This window comes from Stenotrophomonas sp. JAI102, assembly GCF_013409105.1.
Classification (GTDB): Bacteria; Pseudomonadota; Gammaproteobacteria; order Xanthomonadales; family Xanthomonadaceae; genus Stenotrophomonas; species Stenotrophomonas maltophilia_AA.
The window spans coordinates 373,714-389,628 of sequence record NZ_JACCCI010000004.1 but is presented as its reverse complement, the minus strand read 5'-3'; the positions used below and the strand labels follow the sequence as shown (position 1 = coordinate 389,628).

At 68.8% G+C, this 15,915-nt stretch carries 17 protein-coding genes; 10 read left to right on the top strand and 7 right to left on the bottom strand.

All coding sequences use genetic code 11. The annotated features are described in order from the left end of the window. Positions 1-9 precede the first annotated feature (9 nt). The 3 genes from HDC96_RS16985 (at position 10) to HDC96_RS16975 (ending at position 3,529) form a co-directional block, all read left to right on the top strand. Positions 10-816, top strand: coding sequence for a DUF4198 domain-containing protein (locus tag HDC96_RS16985; protein ID WP_179460965.1), 807 nt, complete (start codon positions 10-12; stop codon positions 814-816). 122 nt (positions 817-938) lie between these two features. Next, the gene (locus HDC96_RS16980; RefSeq protein ID WP_179460964.1) at positions 939-1,919 is read left to right on the top strand and encodes an FAD:protein FMN transferase; all 981 of its coding nucleotides are present in this window, start codon (positions 939-941) and stop codon (positions 1,917-1,919) included. After that, positions 1,916-3,529: a flavodoxin domain-containing protein gene (locus HDC96_RS16975; RefSeq protein ID WP_179460963.1), complete on the top strand. Its 1,614-nt coding sequence runs from the start codon at positions 1,916-1,918 to the stop codon at positions 3,527-3,529. The genes HDC96_RS16980 and HDC96_RS16975 overlap by 4 nt, the downstream gene beginning before the upstream one ends. A 17-nt stretch (positions 3,530-3,546) precedes the next feature. Here HDC96_RS16975 and HDC96_RS16970 read toward each other — a convergent pair whose 3' ends face one another. The 4 genes from HDC96_RS16970 to HDC96_RS16955 all read right to left on the bottom strand — a co-directional run bounded on the left by HDC96_RS16970 (position 3,547) and on the right by HDC96_RS16955 (position 6,668). Then, entirely contained in the window at positions 3,547-4,158 is a 612-nt protein-coding gene (locus tag HDC96_RS16970) for a HutD family protein (protein WP_179460962.1), read from the bottom strand. Positions 4,159-4,194: 36 nt separating this feature from the next. Continuing rightward, positions 4,195-4,902, bottom strand: coding sequence for a murein L,D-transpeptidase catalytic domain family protein (locus HDC96_RS16965; RefSeq protein WP_179460961.1), 708 nt, complete (start codon positions 4,900-4,902; stop codon positions 4,195-4,197). A 27-nt stretch (positions 4,903-4,929) separates the two neighbouring features. After that, the gene (locus HDC96_RS16960) at positions 4,930-6,009 is read right to left on the bottom strand and encodes a L,D-transpeptidase (protein ID WP_179460960.1); all 1,080 of its coding nucleotides are present in this window, start codon (positions 6,007-6,009) and stop codon (positions 4,930-4,932) included. Positions 6,010-6,392: 383 nt separating this feature from the next. After that, positions 6,393-6,668, bottom strand: coding sequence for a ComEA family DNA-binding protein (locus tag HDC96_RS16955; protein ID WP_179461006.1), 276 nt, complete (start codon positions 6,666-6,668; stop codon positions 6,393-6,395). A 253-nt stretch (positions 6,669-6,921) separates the two neighbouring features. Here HDC96_RS16955 and HDC96_RS16950 point away from each other — a divergent pair, with 253 nt between their 5' ends. From HDC96_RS16950 to murU, 4 genes are read left to right on the top strand one after another with little or no spacing between them, the layout of a single operon-like run. Further along, the gene (locus HDC96_RS16950) at positions 6,922-8,415 is read left to right on the top strand and encodes a M20 family metallopeptidase (RefSeq protein ID WP_179460959.1); all 1,494 of its coding nucleotides are present in this window, start codon (positions 6,922-6,924) and stop codon (positions 8,413-8,415) included. 60 nt (positions 8,416-8,475) lie between these two features. Further along, positions 8,476-8,745, top strand: coding sequence for a GlsB/YeaQ/YmgE family stress response membrane protein (locus tag HDC96_RS16945; RefSeq protein ID WP_176990824.1), 270 nt, complete (start codon positions 8,476-8,478; stop codon positions 8,743-8,745). A gap of 58 nt (positions 8,746-8,803) precedes the next feature. Continuing rightward, complete coding sequence (locus HDC96_RS16940) at positions 8,804-9,829, top strand: phosphotransferase (RefSeq protein ID WP_179460958.1); 1,026 nt, start codon at positions 8,804-8,806, stop codon at positions 9,827-9,829. Continuing rightward, the gene (gene murU, locus HDC96_RS16935; RefSeq protein WP_179460957.1) at positions 9,826-10,530 is read left to right on the top strand and encodes an N-acetylmuramate alpha-1-phosphate uridylyltransferase MurU; all 705 of its coding nucleotides are present in this window, start codon (positions 9,826-9,828) and stop codon (positions 10,528-10,530) included. The genes HDC96_RS16940 and murU overlap by 4 nt, the downstream gene beginning before the upstream one ends. 8 nt (positions 10,531-10,538) lie before the next feature. Here the strand turns inward: murU and hda are convergent, their stop codons facing one another. From hda to HDC96_RS16920, 3 genes are read right to left on the bottom strand one after another with little or no spacing between them, the layout of a single operon-like run. After that, on the bottom strand, positions 10,539-11,249 hold the full coding sequence (gene hda / locus HDC96_RS16930) for a DnaA regulatory inactivator Hda (RefSeq protein ID WP_176990827.1): 711 nt from the start codon (positions 11,247-11,249) through the stop codon (positions 10,539-10,541). Further along, positions 11,246-12,418, bottom strand: a complete 1,173-nt coding sequence (locus tag HDC96_RS16925) for an AI-2E family transporter (RefSeq protein WP_179460956.1) — start codon at positions 12,416-12,418, stop codon at positions 11,246-11,248. The genes hda and HDC96_RS16925 overlap by 4 nt, the downstream gene beginning before the upstream one ends. Then, positions 12,415-13,533: a DUF2066 domain-containing protein gene (locus tag HDC96_RS16920; RefSeq protein ID WP_257018780.1), complete on the bottom strand. Its 1,119-nt coding sequence runs from the start codon at positions 13,531-13,533 to the stop codon at positions 12,415-12,417. The genes HDC96_RS16925 and HDC96_RS16920 overlap by 4 nt, the downstream gene beginning before the upstream one ends. A 108-nt stretch (positions 13,534-13,641) precedes the next feature. Between HDC96_RS16920 and purM the strand changes: the two genes are divergently transcribed. The 3 genes from purM to purN are packed head-to-tail and all read left to right on the top strand — an operon-like array spanning position 13,642 to position 15,838. Beyond that, positions 13,642-14,697 carry a phosphoribosylformylglycinamidine cyclo-ligase gene (gene purM, locus HDC96_RS16915; RefSeq protein ID WP_179460954.1) on the top strand — a complete coding sequence of 352 codons (1,056 nt, stop codon included), beginning with the start codon at positions 13,642-13,644 and terminating at the stop codon, positions 14,695-14,697. An 8-nt stretch (positions 14,698-14,705) separates the two neighbouring features. Beyond that, positions 14,706-15,188 (top strand): hypothetical protein, encoded by a 483-nt coding sequence (locus HDC96_RS16910; protein ID WP_257018779.1) that lies wholly within the window; start codon positions 14,706-14,708, stop codon positions 15,186-15,188. After that, entirely contained in the window at positions 15,185-15,838 is a 654-nt protein-coding gene (purN, locus tag HDC96_RS16905) for a phosphoribosylglycinamide formyltransferase (protein WP_179460953.1), read from the top strand. Before HDC96_RS16910 ends, purN begins: the two co-directional genes overlap by 4 nt. The last annotated feature ends 77 nt before the right edge of the window (positions 15,839-15,915 follow it).

Below are 15,915 nucleotides of genomic sequence, written 5' to 3'. Positions count from 1 at the left end.
AGTTTTTCGATGAAGCGCACGCTCGTCCTCGCCGCCGCCATGGCCGCCGCACTTCCGTTCTCCGCCCTGGCCCACAAGGCCTGGCTGCAGCCCTCGCAGACCGTGATCGCAGGCACCCACCCGTGGATCACCGTCGATGCGGCGGTCTCCAACGACCTGTTCTACTTCAACCACGTGCCGCTTCGCCTGGACAACCTGGTCATCACCGCGCCCGATGGCAGCACCGTGCAGCCGCAGAACGCGGCGACCGGCAAGTTCCGCAGCGTGTTCGATGTCGAGCTGACCCAGCAGGGCACCTACCGCCTGGCCACGATCAACAACGGCCTGTCGGCCAGCTGGGAAGAAGACGGCAAGCCCAAGCGCTGGCGGGGTACCCCGGCCACCTTCGCCACCGAGGTGCCGAAGAACGCGAAGAACCTGCAGGTCTCGCAGTCGGTCGGCCGCGTGGAAACCTTCGTCACCAACGGCACCCCGAACGACACCGCGCTCAAGCCGACCAACCAGGGCATCGAGATGATCGCGCTGGCCCACCCGAACGATCTGGTCGCCGGTGAAGCCGCGCGCTTCCGCGTGCTGGTCGACGGCAAGCCGACCGCCGGCCTGGCGTTCGAGATCACCCGCGGCGGCACCCGGTACCGCAACGCGCAGGACGAGATCAAGGTCAGCACCGATGCCAAGGGCGAGTTCGCCGTCACCTGGCCGGAAGCGGGCATGTACTGGCTGGAAACCGGCACCGAAGACAGCAAGACCTCGATCAAGGAAGCCAGGAAGCGTCGCCTGAGCTACGTGGCCACGCTGGAAGTGCTGCCGGAGTAACCGCCTGCGGCGCGGGCGCTGCACGCGCCCTCCACCTCACCCGCCCCCGTCGACACGACGGGGACTTTTCACCCGACGCAGTCCGGCCATCGGGCTTACTAGGCCCCGACGTGCCCACCTCCATGAACAACCCGGATCTCGACATCGCCAGCCTCGGCGGCCACACCATGGGCACCACCTGGCAGGTAAAGCTGGCCGTGGCGCGCAGCCGCGACCTGCACCCGCTGCACGTCGGCATCCAGGCGCAGTTGGACGCCATCGTGGCGCAGATGAGCACGTGGGAAGCCGACAGCGACATCGCGCGTTTCAACCGGGCGCCCGCCGGTGAATGGCAGGCGTTGCCGCCGTTGTTCGACACGGTGATGCAGTGCGCGCTGGAGATCGCACAGCGCAGTGGCGGCGCCTTCGATCCGACCATCGGCCCGTTGGTGGCCTTGTGGGGGTTCGGCGCACAGGCGCAGGCCCGGCAGATTCCCGATGCGGCCACCCTCGCCGCGGCCCGTGCGCGGTGTGGCTGGCAACGCCTGCAGTGGCAGCCCGGTCGCCTCCGGCAACCCGGTGGGCTGGCGTTGGATCTCTCAGCGATCGCCAAAGGCTTTGGGGTCGATCAGGTCAGCGCGTGGCTGCGCCAGAACGGCGTGCACGCAGCGCTGGTGGAGGTCGGCGGCGAGCTGCACGGGTTCGGCCACAAGCCCGACGGTCAGCCGTGGCGCGTGCTGGTGGAATCCGCGCCGGAAGACGATGCACAGGCAGACCATCCGCCGCGCGTGCTCGCGCTGACGGAGCGTGCGGTCGCCACCTCCGGTGATCGTTGGCACCATTTCGAGCACGGCGGTGAGCAGTACAGCCACACCCTGGATCCGCGCATCGGTGCGCCGGTCACACGCGCCGCGGCCGCAGTCACCGTGGTTGCCGACAGCGCCATGCAGGCCGATGCCTGGGCTACCGCATTGACGGTGATGGGCGCCGACGACGGCATGGCATTTGCGCGCACCCATGCGCTGGCCGCACGCTTTGTCAGCCGGGGGACGCACGGTATCGAGGAACACATGAGTCCCGCCTTCGAGCACCTGCTCGCCGACGATCGCGTGGACGCGGCATGAGCCTGCGTCCTTCCCGTGCGTGGCTGGGCAACCTGGCGGTGATGCTGGTGCTGGCGGCCGTCGCCTGGGCGCTGCTGCGGCTGCACCTGGGTGAAGCGTGGTGGCAGAGCGCACCCCTGGCCTCGCAGTGGCGCTGGGCCGCCGGCAGCCTGGTTCTGTATGCGGCGTTCTGCGCGCTGATCTGGTGGCGTGGACGACCGCGCGAGGCGCGCGTGGCCGATGACGGACCCGCCCCGATCCTGCTGGTCTGGGCGAGCCAGACCGGCTTCGCGCAGCAGCTGTGCGAACGCAGTGCGGACGCGTTGCGCGCTGCCGGACTGCCGGTCCGCATCCGCGCGCTGCATGCGGTGACGGCCGAGCTTCTGCAGCGCAGCGGGCAGGTGCTGTTCGTGGTCAGCACCACCGGCGAAGGCGATGCGCCGGATCATGCGCTGCCCTTCCTGCGCAACGTGATGCCGCAGGCGCTGGCCCTGCCACAGCTGCAGTACGGCGTGCTGGCGCTGGGCGACCGCAGCTATGGGCACTTCTGCGCGTTCGGCCACCAGCTCGATGCGTGGCTGCGCCAGCACGGCGCGCATCCGCTGTTCGACACGGTCGAGGTGGACAACGCCGATCCCGGCGCACTGCGCCACTGGCAGCAACTGCTCGGCCAGCTGGGCGGTGAAGCCACCGAACTGCCGGACTGGGCGCCGGCCGAGTACCTGCCGTGGCAACTGCAGGCGCGGCACCTGGAAAACCCGGGCAGCCCGGGCGCACCGACCTACCGCATCACGCTGGTGCCGTCCGACGGCGTGATGCCGGTGTGGCAGGCCGGCGACGTGGTCGAGATCGGACCGCAGCATGCACCGGCCGAGGTCGAGGCCTGGCTGCGGGATACCGGGTGGGAGGGCGATGCGGACATCGATGGACAGCCGCTGCGCGCGCATCTCGCGCGTGCGCACCTCCCGCACGCCGATGAAATTCCAGCATCGGCCGACATGGCCGCACTGGTGGCCGCACTCCGTCCGCTTCCGCACCGCGAGTACTCGATCGCCAGCCTGCCCGCCGAAGGCCAGGTGCAGCTGCTGCTGCGCCGCCAGCTGCGTCCGGATGGTACGCCGGGGCTGGGCAGCGGGTGGCTGTGCGATCACGCCGCGCTGGAGGGACAGATCGATCTGCGCTTCCGCAGCAATCCGAATTTCCACGGTGTGGCCGCCGCGACGCCGCTGATCCTGATCGGCAACGGCACCGGCATCGCCGGCCTGCGCGCCCACCTGCGCGAGCGCATCAGCGCCGGCGCGCGCCGCAACTGGCTGCTGTTCGGCGAACGCACGGCCGCGCACGATTTCTTCTTCGGCGACGACCTGCGCGCCTGGCAGCGCGATGGCTGGATCGCGCAGCTGGATACGGTGTTCAGTCGCGATGGTGGCGAGCATCACTACATCCAGGACCGTCTGCAGGCGCACATCGGCGAACTGCAGCAGTGGGTGCATGACGGGGCCACCATCCTGGTCTGCGGCAGCCTGCAGGGCATGGCGCCGGCGGTGGATGCGGTGATCGAGCAGGCGCTGGGCCGCGACGGCAAAGAAGCGCTGATCGTGGCCGGGCGCTACCGGCGCGACGTGTACTGAGGGTCGCCTGCAGACCCTCAGGCGTTGCGGCCGCCCGCACTGACGCGGATCGCCAGCAATTCCCCGCCGCCGTGCAATGCGAACCGACGGCGCTCACCGGCCGCCAACCAGGCGGTATCACCGGCGGCCAGCGGTGCCAGCGACGGCTCGCCCTCGAATTCGGCCTGCCCGGCAAGCAGATGAATCGCCCACGCCGCCTCGGGCTCGGTGAAGAAGAACATACTGCCCACCAGCGGCCGGTGCAGCAGCTCGGCCTGCACGGCATCGCGCCGCCACATCAGATTGAAATCGTGGGTCACGCCATCGATCAGTTCGCCGGTGACCTGCGCTTCGCCGGCGAAGCGCAGGCGCTCATGCGGCGGCATCAGTGTGTGCACGGCGCCATCGGCAAAGCGCAGGCGCAGGCCTTCGCCACGCAGCAGCACCAGTTCGCGGTCGATGCCGGGAAACGCGGAAAACGCGGCGTCCTGTTCGATCTCGGCGATCGACAGGCGTACCTGCCAGTCGTCGTTGTCGGGCAGGCGCAGGATCTCGCGGGTCCAGCCGAGGCCATTGCGCCAGCGTTCGCGGCGGTACTCGAAGGAGGGAATGACGCGGCTGGCCGCGCCCAGGACGGTATCGGTCGACATGCGCGTAGTGTGCCTGAGCGGCGCACCGCAGTGCGGTCAGGACACGCCGCCGCAATCGGGTTCGAGCAGGCGCGAACGCGCCAGCCAATCCTTGTCCGGGTAATACGCGAACACCATCGTGCCGCCGCGCAGGCTGTCGATCAGCGGCCGGGCCACGGACAGACGCACCGCCGGGCAGCCCAGGCTGCGGCCCAGGCGCCCCTGCAGGCGCGCGATCGCGGGATTCACGTACGGCGCGCCGTGGATGACGATCGCGCGGTCGCGGGCATGGTCATTGAAGCCCGGTTCCAGCCCTTCCAGCCGCAGCGAATAGCCGTTGCCGCCCATGTAGGTTTCCTTGGCGGTGAACGCGCCCAGGCTGGACATGAAGCTGCCGTCCTTGTTGGAGAAATGCTGGGTGCGGTTGTCGCCGCTGTTGCGGCCATGCGCGACCCACTCCTCGAACAGCAGCCGCTGGCGCGTGAGATCGAAAATCCACATGCGCGGTTCGGTCGAGGGCCGGGAGTAATCGATCACGCTCAGTTTGCCCGGGTCGATGCCGAGCTCCGGCCGGCGCAACGCACAGCGCATCGCACGGGCCGCCAGCTGCAGTACCTGTTTGTCCGCGGCCGGCGCGGCCTTGGCCAGCATCTCGGCCATCTGCACCGGGCTGGTGGTCGGGGCCGGCGCAGGGCTGGCCGCGCCCGCCGTGGCGGACGCGATCAGACCGCAGAACGCGGCGGGCAGCAATTTCACAACGGACATGGGCAGCACGCCAACCGGAGGCAACCCTTACAAAGTGGACCCACCGGCGTCGGATTCCAAGACGGGCTGCAGGTTCTGTTCATCGGCCACCGGGCGTACCGCCGGCAGGCTGGTGACCAGCAGCGTGGTGCCAGGCACCAGCACGCTGTAGAGCTGCTCGGCGAATTCCGGCGGCAGCGCCATCGGCAGGCTCGGCGTGGCGAGCAGGTCCGGCGTCGCATTGGCGGCGGTCTGGCCCAGCAGCGGATAGGCGGTCCAGCGGTGCAGCGGGCGGTGCGGGTCCAGCGGGCTGGGGTTGTCCTGGTAGCCCTGGCCCATCACGAACAGGGTCGTCCCCTCGAAGGCCGGCAGGGCCTTGGCTTCCAACCGCGACTCACCGATCAGCACGCCGTCGCGCAGCACGTACAGGCGCTGGTCGTGCAGGCTGACCAGGATGCCCACCTGGCCGGCCGGGGCCGCCGCATCGTTCCAGTAATGCGCCGGGGCGTCGGTGCTCTCGACCAGCGGTTTGCCGGTGCTGCTGACCGGTGCCAGCACCGCCGGATAGGCCAGCGTCATCGGTGCGCTCTTGGCATCGGCCACCACCACCGTATCGCCGCGATGGGTCTCACCGAACAGTTTCTGCGCGAACGCCTGCGGCAGCCGCACGCAACCGTGCGAGGCCGGATGCCCGGGCAGGCTGCCGCCGTGCAGCGCGATGCCATCCCAGGTCAGGCGCTGCATGTAAGGCATCGGCGCGCTGTTGTAGAGGTTGGACTTGTGGTCCTTGTCCTTCTGCAGGATCGTGAACACACCGGTCGGCGTTTCATGCCCGGTCTTGCCCGAGCTGATCGTGCTCATGCCGATCGCGATGCCGTTGCGGTAGACGTAGGCGCGCTGCTCATCCAGGCTGACCACCAGCACGATCGGGCCGGCCGGGGAGATCTCGGGGTGCCAGAGGAATTCGCCGGGCTTGAGATCGGTCGGGCCGCGCGGGGCCTCGGTGGCCGTGGTGGCCGTGGTGGCCGTGGTGGCCGTGGGCGCAGTGTTGGCGGCGGTGGCGGGAAGCATCCCGGTCGCCAGCAGCGTCCCGAGCGCCAGACTCAACAGCGTGCTGCGTACTGCCATGTCGTGCATCCATTCGAAGAGATGCCGCCACGCTACACGAACTGCCTGCATGCGTTCGCGAAAACAGGGGAGCACAAAAAGTAATTGCCCGGCCACACATCCCTGTGCAGACCAGGCAATCGATACATCCTTGTCGGCATCCCGCCTTCCCCCTGTGCATCCTGCCCAGTCTGGGTGCCGGCCATGCTCCGTGCACTCGGCCGTATATGCTTCCGCCATCACAGCCCTTCCCGGGGTCTGGATGCCACCGTCCTGGTGGGTCCGCGCCAATCCTTCCGCGCCGCTTCCGTGCGTGCTGCGTCCTGCAGCTGTCGGTGCCGCCGCGGCGTCCTGCCGTGGCGACCAGTGACCGGCGTCCTGCCTGTCCCGACCCGTCCTGTTGTTCAGCGCCTTGGTACGGAGGCCGGCGCTGCCCTCCTGGGCGGTGCCTCGACCGGTGCCTGCCTGGCGCCGGTCGTCATCCGTTGTCGATTCCGTTCGACGGTTGCTGTCCCTATCCCCTTCACCCGCGCCAGATCCTCGACGCGTTCGAAGGGTCCGTGTTGTCGCCGGTACGCGACGATCGCTTCGGCCTTCATCGGCCCCACGTTCGCCAATCCCTGCTGCAGCGTCGACGCATCCGCCGTATTGATGTTGATCCGATCGGCCGCGAAGGCCATTCCGCTCAACAGCAGTCCCAGCACCAGCGCCCTGCACGAAAACCAAGGTCCCACTGTGTAACTCCTTGTGGCTCGGAACCGGCCCCTGCCGGCAATCCTGTCGAAGGTTCCAGCGTCCCTCGCCACATACACACAGCCTATCGTCCACGGCACCTTCACACAGCAGGCCTAACACCCGACGTGGTGTAGGGAAATACCTACCCCAGCGCAGGCGTAGAATGGCGGGACTTGTCAAAAGCACTCCGGAGTTCAGATGGACAGCGCCAAGCTCGGCCAATTCGTCAGTGAAAAGTGGGACAACGAGATCGTCCCGCAATTGGTCGATTACATCCGTATCCCCAACAAATCGCCGATGTTCGACGCCGATTGGGTCGCCAACGGCTACATGGAACAGGCCGTCACCCTGATGGAAACCTGGGCCAAGGCCCAGAAGCTGCCGGGCCTGACCGTCGAGGTCGTGCGCCTGGAAGGCCGCACCCCGCTGCTGCTGCTGGAAATCCCGGCCTCCGGCGCCGAGACCGGCGACGACACCATCCTGCTCTACGGCCACCTGGACAAGCAGCCGGAAATGACCGGCTGGGACGACGATCTCGGCCCGTGGATTCCGGTGCTGCGCGGCGACAAGCTGTATGGCCGCGGCGGCGCCGATGACGGCTACGCGATGTTCGGTTCGCTGGCCGCCGTGCTGGCACTGCAGGAACAGGGCCTTCCGCACGCGCGCTGCGTGATCCTGATCGAAGCCTGCGAAGAATCCGGCAGCTACGACCTGCCCGCCTATGTCGACCACCTGGCCGACCGCATCGGCAAGCCGTCGCTGGTCGTCTGCCTGGATTCGGGCTGCGCCAACTATGACCAGCTGTGGTGCACCACCTCGCTGCGCGGCCTGACCGGCGGCAACTTCTCGGTCAAGGTGCTCAACGAAGGCGTGCATTCCGGCGATGCCTCCGGCGTGATCCCGTCCAGCTTCCGCCTGCTGCGCCAGCTGATCTCGCGCATCGAGGACGAGAACACCGGCCGCATCCTGATCGACGGCATGAACGTCGAGATCCCGGCCGAGCGCCAGGAACAGGCCAAGCGTGCCGCCGAAGTGGTCGACACCGCGATCTTCGAGAAATTCCCGATGGTCGACGGCCTGCGCCCGATGAACGACGACCTGGCCGAACTGGTGCTCAACCGCACCTGGCGCCCGGCGCTGTCGGTTACCGGTGTGGACGGCCTGCCGCCGCTGGCGTCTGCCGGCAACGTGCTGCGTCCGCAGACCGCGGTGAAGCTGTCGCTGCGCCTGCCGCCGACCGCGGACGGCAAGGCCTGCGGCGAGCTGCTCAAGGAAGCCCTGCTGCGCGATCCGCCGAACGGTGCGGAAGTGAAGCTGGACCTGGAAAAGGCCTCCAGCGGCTGGAACGCCCCGGCGATGGCGCCGTGGCTGACCCAGGCGATCGACGATGCCAGCCAGACCTTCTTCGGCAAGCCGGCGATGTACATGGGCGAAGGCGGCTCGATCCCGTTCATGGGCATGCTCGGCGAGAAGTTCCCGGGCGCGCAGTTCATGATCACCGGCGTGCTCGGCCCGCACTCCAATGCACACGGCCCGAACGAGTTCCTGCACATCCCGATGGGCAAGCGCGTGACCGCGTGCGTGTCCAAGGTGATCAGCGAGCATTACGCGGCCAGCCTGCGTGGCGAGACCAGCGGTTCGCCGGTCGCCGCCGACAGCGGCACCCGTCACGGCGGCCACGGCTGCTGCTGACGTTGGCGGACGCAGCCTGGCCTTGCTAGGCTGCGTCCACCCTCTACTGACGTCTTTGGCATGAACGGACTGTTTGGCAGCACCAGCTGGCTCTACATCATCCTGGTCGGCTTCGTCGTCGGTCTGCTCGGGCGTTTCTTCATGCCCGGCAACAACCGCATGGGCTGCCTGCTGACCATCGTGCTCGGCATCGTCGGCGCCCTGCTGGCCGGCTGGTTCGGCCAGTACATGGGCTGGTATGCGCGCGGCGAGCCCGCCGGGTTCATCGGCGCCATCCTCGGCGCGGTCGTGGTCCTGGCCGTGCTCCGGCTGTTCAGCAGCAAGCGCTGAGCACCGCCCCTCTCTTCTTTCCCGCGCGCCCCCCGGCGCCGCTTCGACGTACCCGTCCATGAACGATCCTGCTTCCGATCCGCTGCGCGCCGAACTCCGCCGGCAGTGGACCTGCGCCGCCCTCGGCGACCCGGCCACCGCGCTCGACCGTGCCTCGGTGGACGCCGGTTTCCGCAGCTACTGGCGCGCCACCAGCGCGCGCGGCAGCCACATCGTGATGGACTCCCCGCCGGGGCTGGAGGACGTGCGGCCGTGGCTGCGCATGCACGACCTGCTCGAGACCCATGGCGTGCGCGTGCCGCAGGTACTGGCGCGCGATGAGGACAACGGTTTCCTGCTGCTGGAAGACCTGGGCGGCCCCACCCTGGCCCGCCATATCGACAACGACAACGCCGATGCCTGGTTCGATGCCGCGTTCGCACAGCTGATCCGGCTGCAGTCGATCCCGGTGCCGGAGGGCATGGGCAGCTTCGGCGAGGCGCTGCTGCAGCGCGACGCCGGCCTGTTCGACGAATGGTTCCTGCAGCGTCACCTCGGTCTGGAACTGGACTGCGGCGAAATCGAGAACCTGCAGCGCATGCATCGCCTGCTGATGGACAACGCGCTGCAGCAGCCGCAGGTGCTGACCCACCGCGATTTCATGCCGCGCAACCTGATGCCGATCGACGGTGGCCCGGCGGTGCTGGACTTCCAGGATCTGGTGCGCGGGCCGATCGCCTACGACCCGGTCAGCCTGTTCAAGGACGCGTTCCTGAGCTGGCCGATCGCGCGGGTGGATACCTGGCTGGCGCGCTATCACGCGCTCGCCTTGGCCGCCGGGTTGCCGGTCCGGCCGTGGCCGCAGTTCCTGCGCGATGCCGACTGGATGGGCGTGCAGCGGCACCTGAAGATCCTCGGCCTGTTCGTGCGCCTGCGCGACCGCGACGGCAAGGGCCATTACTTCGACGACGCCCCCCGTTTCATCCAGTATCTCGACGAGGTGCTGCCCCGCCATCCCGAACTGGCACCACTGCACGCTCTGTTCGAGCTGCGGATCAAACCGGCGCTGGCCCGCATCGCCGAGCCGGTGCTGGCGCGCCCATGAAAGCGATGATCTTCTCGGCCGGCAGGGGCGAGCGCATGCGCCCGCTGACCCTGCACACGCCCAAGCCGCTGCTGGTCGCTGGCGGCAAGCCGCTGATCGTCTGGCACCTGGAACGGCTCGCCGCGGCCGGCATCGATGAGGTGGTAATCAATACCGCGTGGCTCGGCGACCAATTCGCGCCCGCGCTCGGCGACGGTGCGCGCTGGGGCCTGCGGCTTCACTTCATCGACGAAGGCGCGGTGCCGCTGGAAACCGGCGGCGGCATTCTCAACGCGCTGCCGATCCTCGGCGAGGCACCGTTCCTGGTGATCAACGGCGATGTGTGGACGGATGTGGATGTCGCCACGCTGCCGCGCACGCCCGCCGGTGATGCGCATCTGGTGCTGGTCGACAATCCCGCGCAGCATCCGCGCGGCGATTTCATCCTGCACGCCGATGGTCGCGTCAGCGATGACGGCGACAGCGCGCGACTCACCTATGCCGGTGTGGGCGTGTATCGCCCGGCGATCATCGACGGGTGGCGCGCGGTGATCGGCGCGACCGTCGGCGCCGCCGCAACGCCCCCGCAGTTCGGCCTGGCCCCGCTGCTGCGGCATGCGATGGCGCAGGGCCGCGTGACCGGCCAGCACCATCGCGGGCGATGGACCGATGTGGGCACGCCCGAACGCCTGGCGCAGCTGGATGCGGAACTGAACGCCTGACCCTGCCCTTACAACAGGTGCGGACCGTCTTCCAGAACCTGGCGCAGGAACGGCACGGTGATGCGGCGTTGCGCCGCCAGTGATTCGCGGTCCAGCCAGTCCAGCAGGCTGACCAGGCTGCCCAGCTCACGACCGGTGCGGGTCAGCAGCCATTCGATCGCCGCCTCATCGATCGCCAGGCCACGTCGCGCCGCGCGCTCGCGCAGCACCGCCGCGCGGCCTTCGTCGTCCAGCGGCTGCAGCACCACGCGCACGCACTGCTGCAGGCGTGAACGCAGGTCCGGCAACACCAACCCGAGCTGGTCCGGTGCGTGCTGCGCGGTGTACAGCAGGGTGATCCCCGTCGCGCGCGCACGGTTGTGGAAATCGAACAGCGCCACTTCGTCGTCGCGCTGCCCGGCCACGGCATCCAGCCCATCCAGCGCGACCAGGTCGCGGCCTTCCAGTGATTCCAGCGCAGCGCGCGTGCGCCCGACCACCGCCTTCAGCGGCAGGTAGGTCGGCTGGCGGCCGGCCTGTTCGGCCAACGAGCACATCGCCAGCGCCTGATGGGTCTTGCCGGTGCCCGGCGCGCCCTCCAGGTACACCCAGTCGTGCGCGGCGCCCACGGCAATGGCGCGCAGCTGCGCCAGCGCACCATCCGGCGCACCGATGAACGTCTCCAACCGCTCGTCCTGCGGGTAGCGCAGGGCAAGCGGCAACTGCGGAACGACACTCACTGCGCGTCCGGCCCCTTCGGGTTGCCCACGACCACGATCTCGGGCTTGTCGACGTAGGCGTCGAGCACGATCGCCGACTTTTCACCGGCATACAGATCGCTCTGGCGATAGCGCTGGTGCGCGTAACGCAGCAGCACGTTGCTGACCGCCGCCACCGGCAGCGCCAGCAGCATGCCGAGGAAACCGAACAGCTGGCCACCGGCCATCACCGCGAAGATCACCGCCACCGGGTGCAGGCCGATCTTGTCGCCGACGATGCGCGGGGTCAGCACGTAGCTTTCCAGCAGCTGGCCCACGGTGAACACCACGCCGACCAGGATCAGCAGCTTCAGATCGAAGCCCTGCGCCTGCACCAGCGCGGCCGCCACCGCCATCACGATGCCGGTGGTCGCGCCCAGGTATGGGATGAAGCTGATCAGGCCGGCGACCAGCCCGATCAACAGGCCCAGCTTCAGGCCGACCAGCGACAGGCCCGCGGCGTAGACCACGCCCAGCGCGATCATCACCAGGAACTGGCCACGGATGAACGCACCCAGCACCTCGTCCGACTCACGCGCCAGCTTGGTGATGGTGCCGACATGGTTGCGCGGAATCATCGAGGCCACGCGCTCGACCAGCTTGTCCCAGTCGCGCAGGAAGTAGAACGCCAGGATCGGCAGCAGCAGGATGTTGACCACCCAGGTCACCATGGTGAAGCCCGAGCGCTGCACGTAGCCAAAGAAGGTCTTGGCGAACCCGCCGGCCTGCTGCCAGTGGCTGCGCACCCATTCGATCAGGCGGTCTGGGTCCATCCACTGCATGATCTCCAGCCCGGTCTTCTGCTCGAACCACGGGATGCCTTTTTCCATCAGCCACTGCTGTGCCTGCGGGATCGCCGCCACCAGGGTGGCGATCTGGCGTTCGATCATCGGCACCAGGATCAGCAGCGCGGCGGTGATCAGCAGGATCATGGCCACGAACACCAGCACCACGCCGGTGTTGCGCGAGCGGCCGGTGGCCTCGATCCGGTCGACCAGCGGGTCGCCCAGCCACGCCAGCGCCAACGCCAGCACGAACGGGGTCAGGATCGGGCCGAGCAGCCAGATCACCCAGCCGGCGAAAAGCGCCACCAGTACGAATTTCAACCGTCGGAGGAACTGCGCGATTTCTGCTTCGGGGGTGAGGATCATCGCAGGCGGTACTCGTTGCTGGCAGGCGGCGGCAGGGCCGAGGGACTGGTTTCATCGATCGGCACCGGCAGCGGCGCGGTCGGCGCGATCACGCCGTTGTCGCCCAGCATGCGGTTCAGGCCGGCCAGGCCGGTGGTCATCTCCAGCGACAGCTCCAGGCGGTCGCCCGAGGCACGCACCGGGGTGACGTTACGAACCACGGCGGTCTCACGCAGGCCGGCGGCCAGGCGCATGTAGTCCTCGGCGCTGTTCAGGCCCAGCACCACGATGGTGTACGTGCCGGCGGCACCGGTGGCGGCACCGGCCTTGGCGTACCGGCGCACCAGCGCATCGGCGGCACCGTCGGCGCCACTGGCCATGGCGCGACGGGCATCGCTGTCCTTGGTCGTCCACTTGTTCAGCTCTTTGCCACCGTCGACGAACACCCAGTCGGCGACCCAGCCGCTGCCCTGCCGGTACAGCTTGCCGATCAGCTGCATCGGCGGGGCGTAGCGCGCCGAGGCACGGGCGACAGACGCGGTGTCCTGGCGCCAGATCGCGCCGACCAGCGCCTGCTCGGCCGCGCTGCCCGAGGGCAGGCCGAGCTTGTAGCCGCGCTCGATGGCGCGATTCAGCAGCGGGCGGGCCGCATTGGCCTGCTGGACGGTCACCAGGCGCGGGCCGGAGCCGTCGTCGATGGCCAGCCAGATCACCGGCTTGGGACGCGGCTGCGGCCACAGCGGCAGGCCGAGGGCCGAGATCAGGCCGTCAACGTCATCCTCGCGGAACCGGGCGACCAGGATCGTGCGGTAGCTCGGCGCGCCACCGGCCGAGGTGCTCTGGTCCTGGCGGTAGTCATAGCTGGCCACGTAATCCTTGGCATTGCGCAGGGCCTGCATCACCCCCGGGCGGCTCATCACACTGCGGTCGCCCGACAGCTTGGCCAGCACGTTGCCCAGCGCCCTGGCCAGGGCACCGTTGCGGTCCGAATCGGCCTGGCTGTTGACCGGGACCTCGGCCTCGTAAGCGCCACTGGCACTGGCCACATCGCCTTCGGTGCGCAGGCCGCTCTGGGCCATCGAGGCCACCGGCAGGCACAGCGCGAGGAACATCATGAAAAAGAGGCTGCGGCGCATCAGGACTTCCATTGAGCGTATCCGGGGGGAATTGTTGCCCGAATAGGGCCTGCGCGCCAACGTGGCCTGTTAAAATCGCGCTTTCACCCCAGCGCAGCGCCGACGCCCGTGACCAATTCCCCGTCCCATCCCTCTCCCCTGACCTACCGCGACGCCGGTGTCGACATCGACGCGGGCAATGCGCTGGTCGAGCGCATCAAGCCGCTGGTGAAGCGCAGTTTCCGCCCGGAAGTCATGGGCGGGCTGGGCGGCTTCGGCGCCCTGTTCGACCTGTCCAACAAGTACCGCGAGCCGGTCCTGGTCTCGGGTACGGACGGCGTGGGCACCAAGCTGAAGCTTGCACAACAGCTGGGCCGCCACGACACGATCGGCATCGATCTGGTCGCCATGTGCGTGAACGACGTGCTGGTCCAGGGCGCCGAGCCGCTGTTCTTCCTGGATTATTTCGCCACCGGCAAGCTGGACATCGACACCGCTGCGGCGGTCGTGGGCGGCATCGCCAACGGCTGCACCGAGGCCGGTTGCGCGCTGATCGGCGGTGAAACCGCGGAAATGCCGGACATGTATGCCCCGGGCGAGTACGACCTGGCCGGCTTCACCGTCGCCGGCGTCGAGAAGAGCGAACTGAAGGACGGCGCCAGCGTGGCGGCCGGCGACGTGCTGATCGGCATCGCCTCCTCCGGCCCGCACTCCAACGGCTACTCGCTGGTGCGCCGCATCTACGACCGCGCCGGCCAGCCGGCCGACCTGGAGCTGGAGGGCGGGGTCAAGCTGGTCGATGCGCTGATGGCGCCGACCCGCCTGTACGTCAAGCCGATCCTGGCGCTGCTGAAGACCCACGGCGCGGCGATCCACGGGATGGCCCACATCACCGGTGGCGGCCTGACCGAGAACATCATCCGCGTGGTGCCCGAGGGCCTGGGCCTGGACATCCAGGCCAATGCCTGGACCCTGCCGCCGGTCTTCCAGTGGCTGCAGAAAGAAGGCGCCGTGGCCGACAGCGAAATGTGGCGCACCTTCAACTGCGGCATCGGCTTCGTGCTGATCGTGGCCGCCGACGAGGTCGCCGCGGTCAGTGCGGCCGTGGCCGCGCAGGGCCTGGAGCACTGGACCATCGGTGAAGTGACCACCGCCGACGGCGCCGAACGCGTCAAGATCGGCTGAGCCTGGTCATGGAGCCCCGCCCGGAGGCCGCTGTTCAACCGCCGTCGCTGCCCGTCGCAGCGGCGCCGGCCCTGCCGGCCACCACGGGTGACACCTCGCAACTGCAGTTGCTGTCGGTCTTCCACTATGTGGTGGCGGGCCTGACCGCCCTGTTCTCGCTGTTCCCGCTGATCTACCTGCTGATGGGGGTGGCGGTGATCTTCGCCGCGCCGACCCCGCTGGCGCCCGGTGAGGCGCCGCCGCCGTTCGATCCGCGCCTGATCGGCTGGGTGTTCGTGTTGATCGGCGGCCTCGGCTGCGCGGCCGGACTGGTCCTGGCCGGCTACATGGCCTACGCCGGGCGCTGCCTGGCGCAGCGCCGACGCTACCTGCTGTGCATGGTCGTGGCCGGCATCGCCTGCATCTTCATGCCATTCGGCACCGCGCTGGGGGTGTTCACCCTGGTGGTGCTGTCACGCCCGGCAGTCAAGGCGGCCTTCGAAACCGCATGAGCAGCCGTATCGCCGTACTCGCCTCCGGCCGGGGCAGCAATCTGCAGGCCATCCTCGACGCCATCGCCGCGCAGCGGCTGGAGGCGCAGGTTGTGGCCGTGCTCTCGGACAAGCCCGAGGCCTCGGCCCTGCTCAAGGTCGGCCCGGAGCAGCGCTGGGCACGTTCGCCCAGGGACTTCGCCGACCGCGCCGCCTTCGACGCGGCGATGGCCGAGGCGCTGGAGGCCTTCGCCCCGGACTGGATCGTCTGCGCCGGCTACATGCGCATCCTCGGCCCGGACTTCGTGGCGCGTTTCGACGGGCGCCTGGTCAATATCCATCCGTCGCTGCTGCCGCTGTACAAGGGCCTGCACACCCATGCCCGCGCGCTCGAGGCCGGTGATGCCGAGCACGGCGCCAGCGTGCACTTCGTGGTGCCCGAACTCGATGCCGGCACCGTGCTGGCCCAGGCCCGGGTGCCGGTGCAGGCCGGCGACACCGCCGAAGCGCTGGCTCTGCGGGTGCTGGCGGTGGAGCATCCGCTGCTGATTGCGAGCCTCTCGCTGCTGGTCAGCGGCCGCGTAACTGAACAGGCAGGTCAGCTCCAGCTCGATGGTCACCCCCTGTTTAGCCCGCTACGCCTAGATTGCGCCGGACAGCTGAACCGATAAGCGCCGCGCACACGCGCCGCTGATCCCGGCGCTGGCATTCTTTCCCCCTCCTCCCCCGACCGGCCCGCATGAGAACG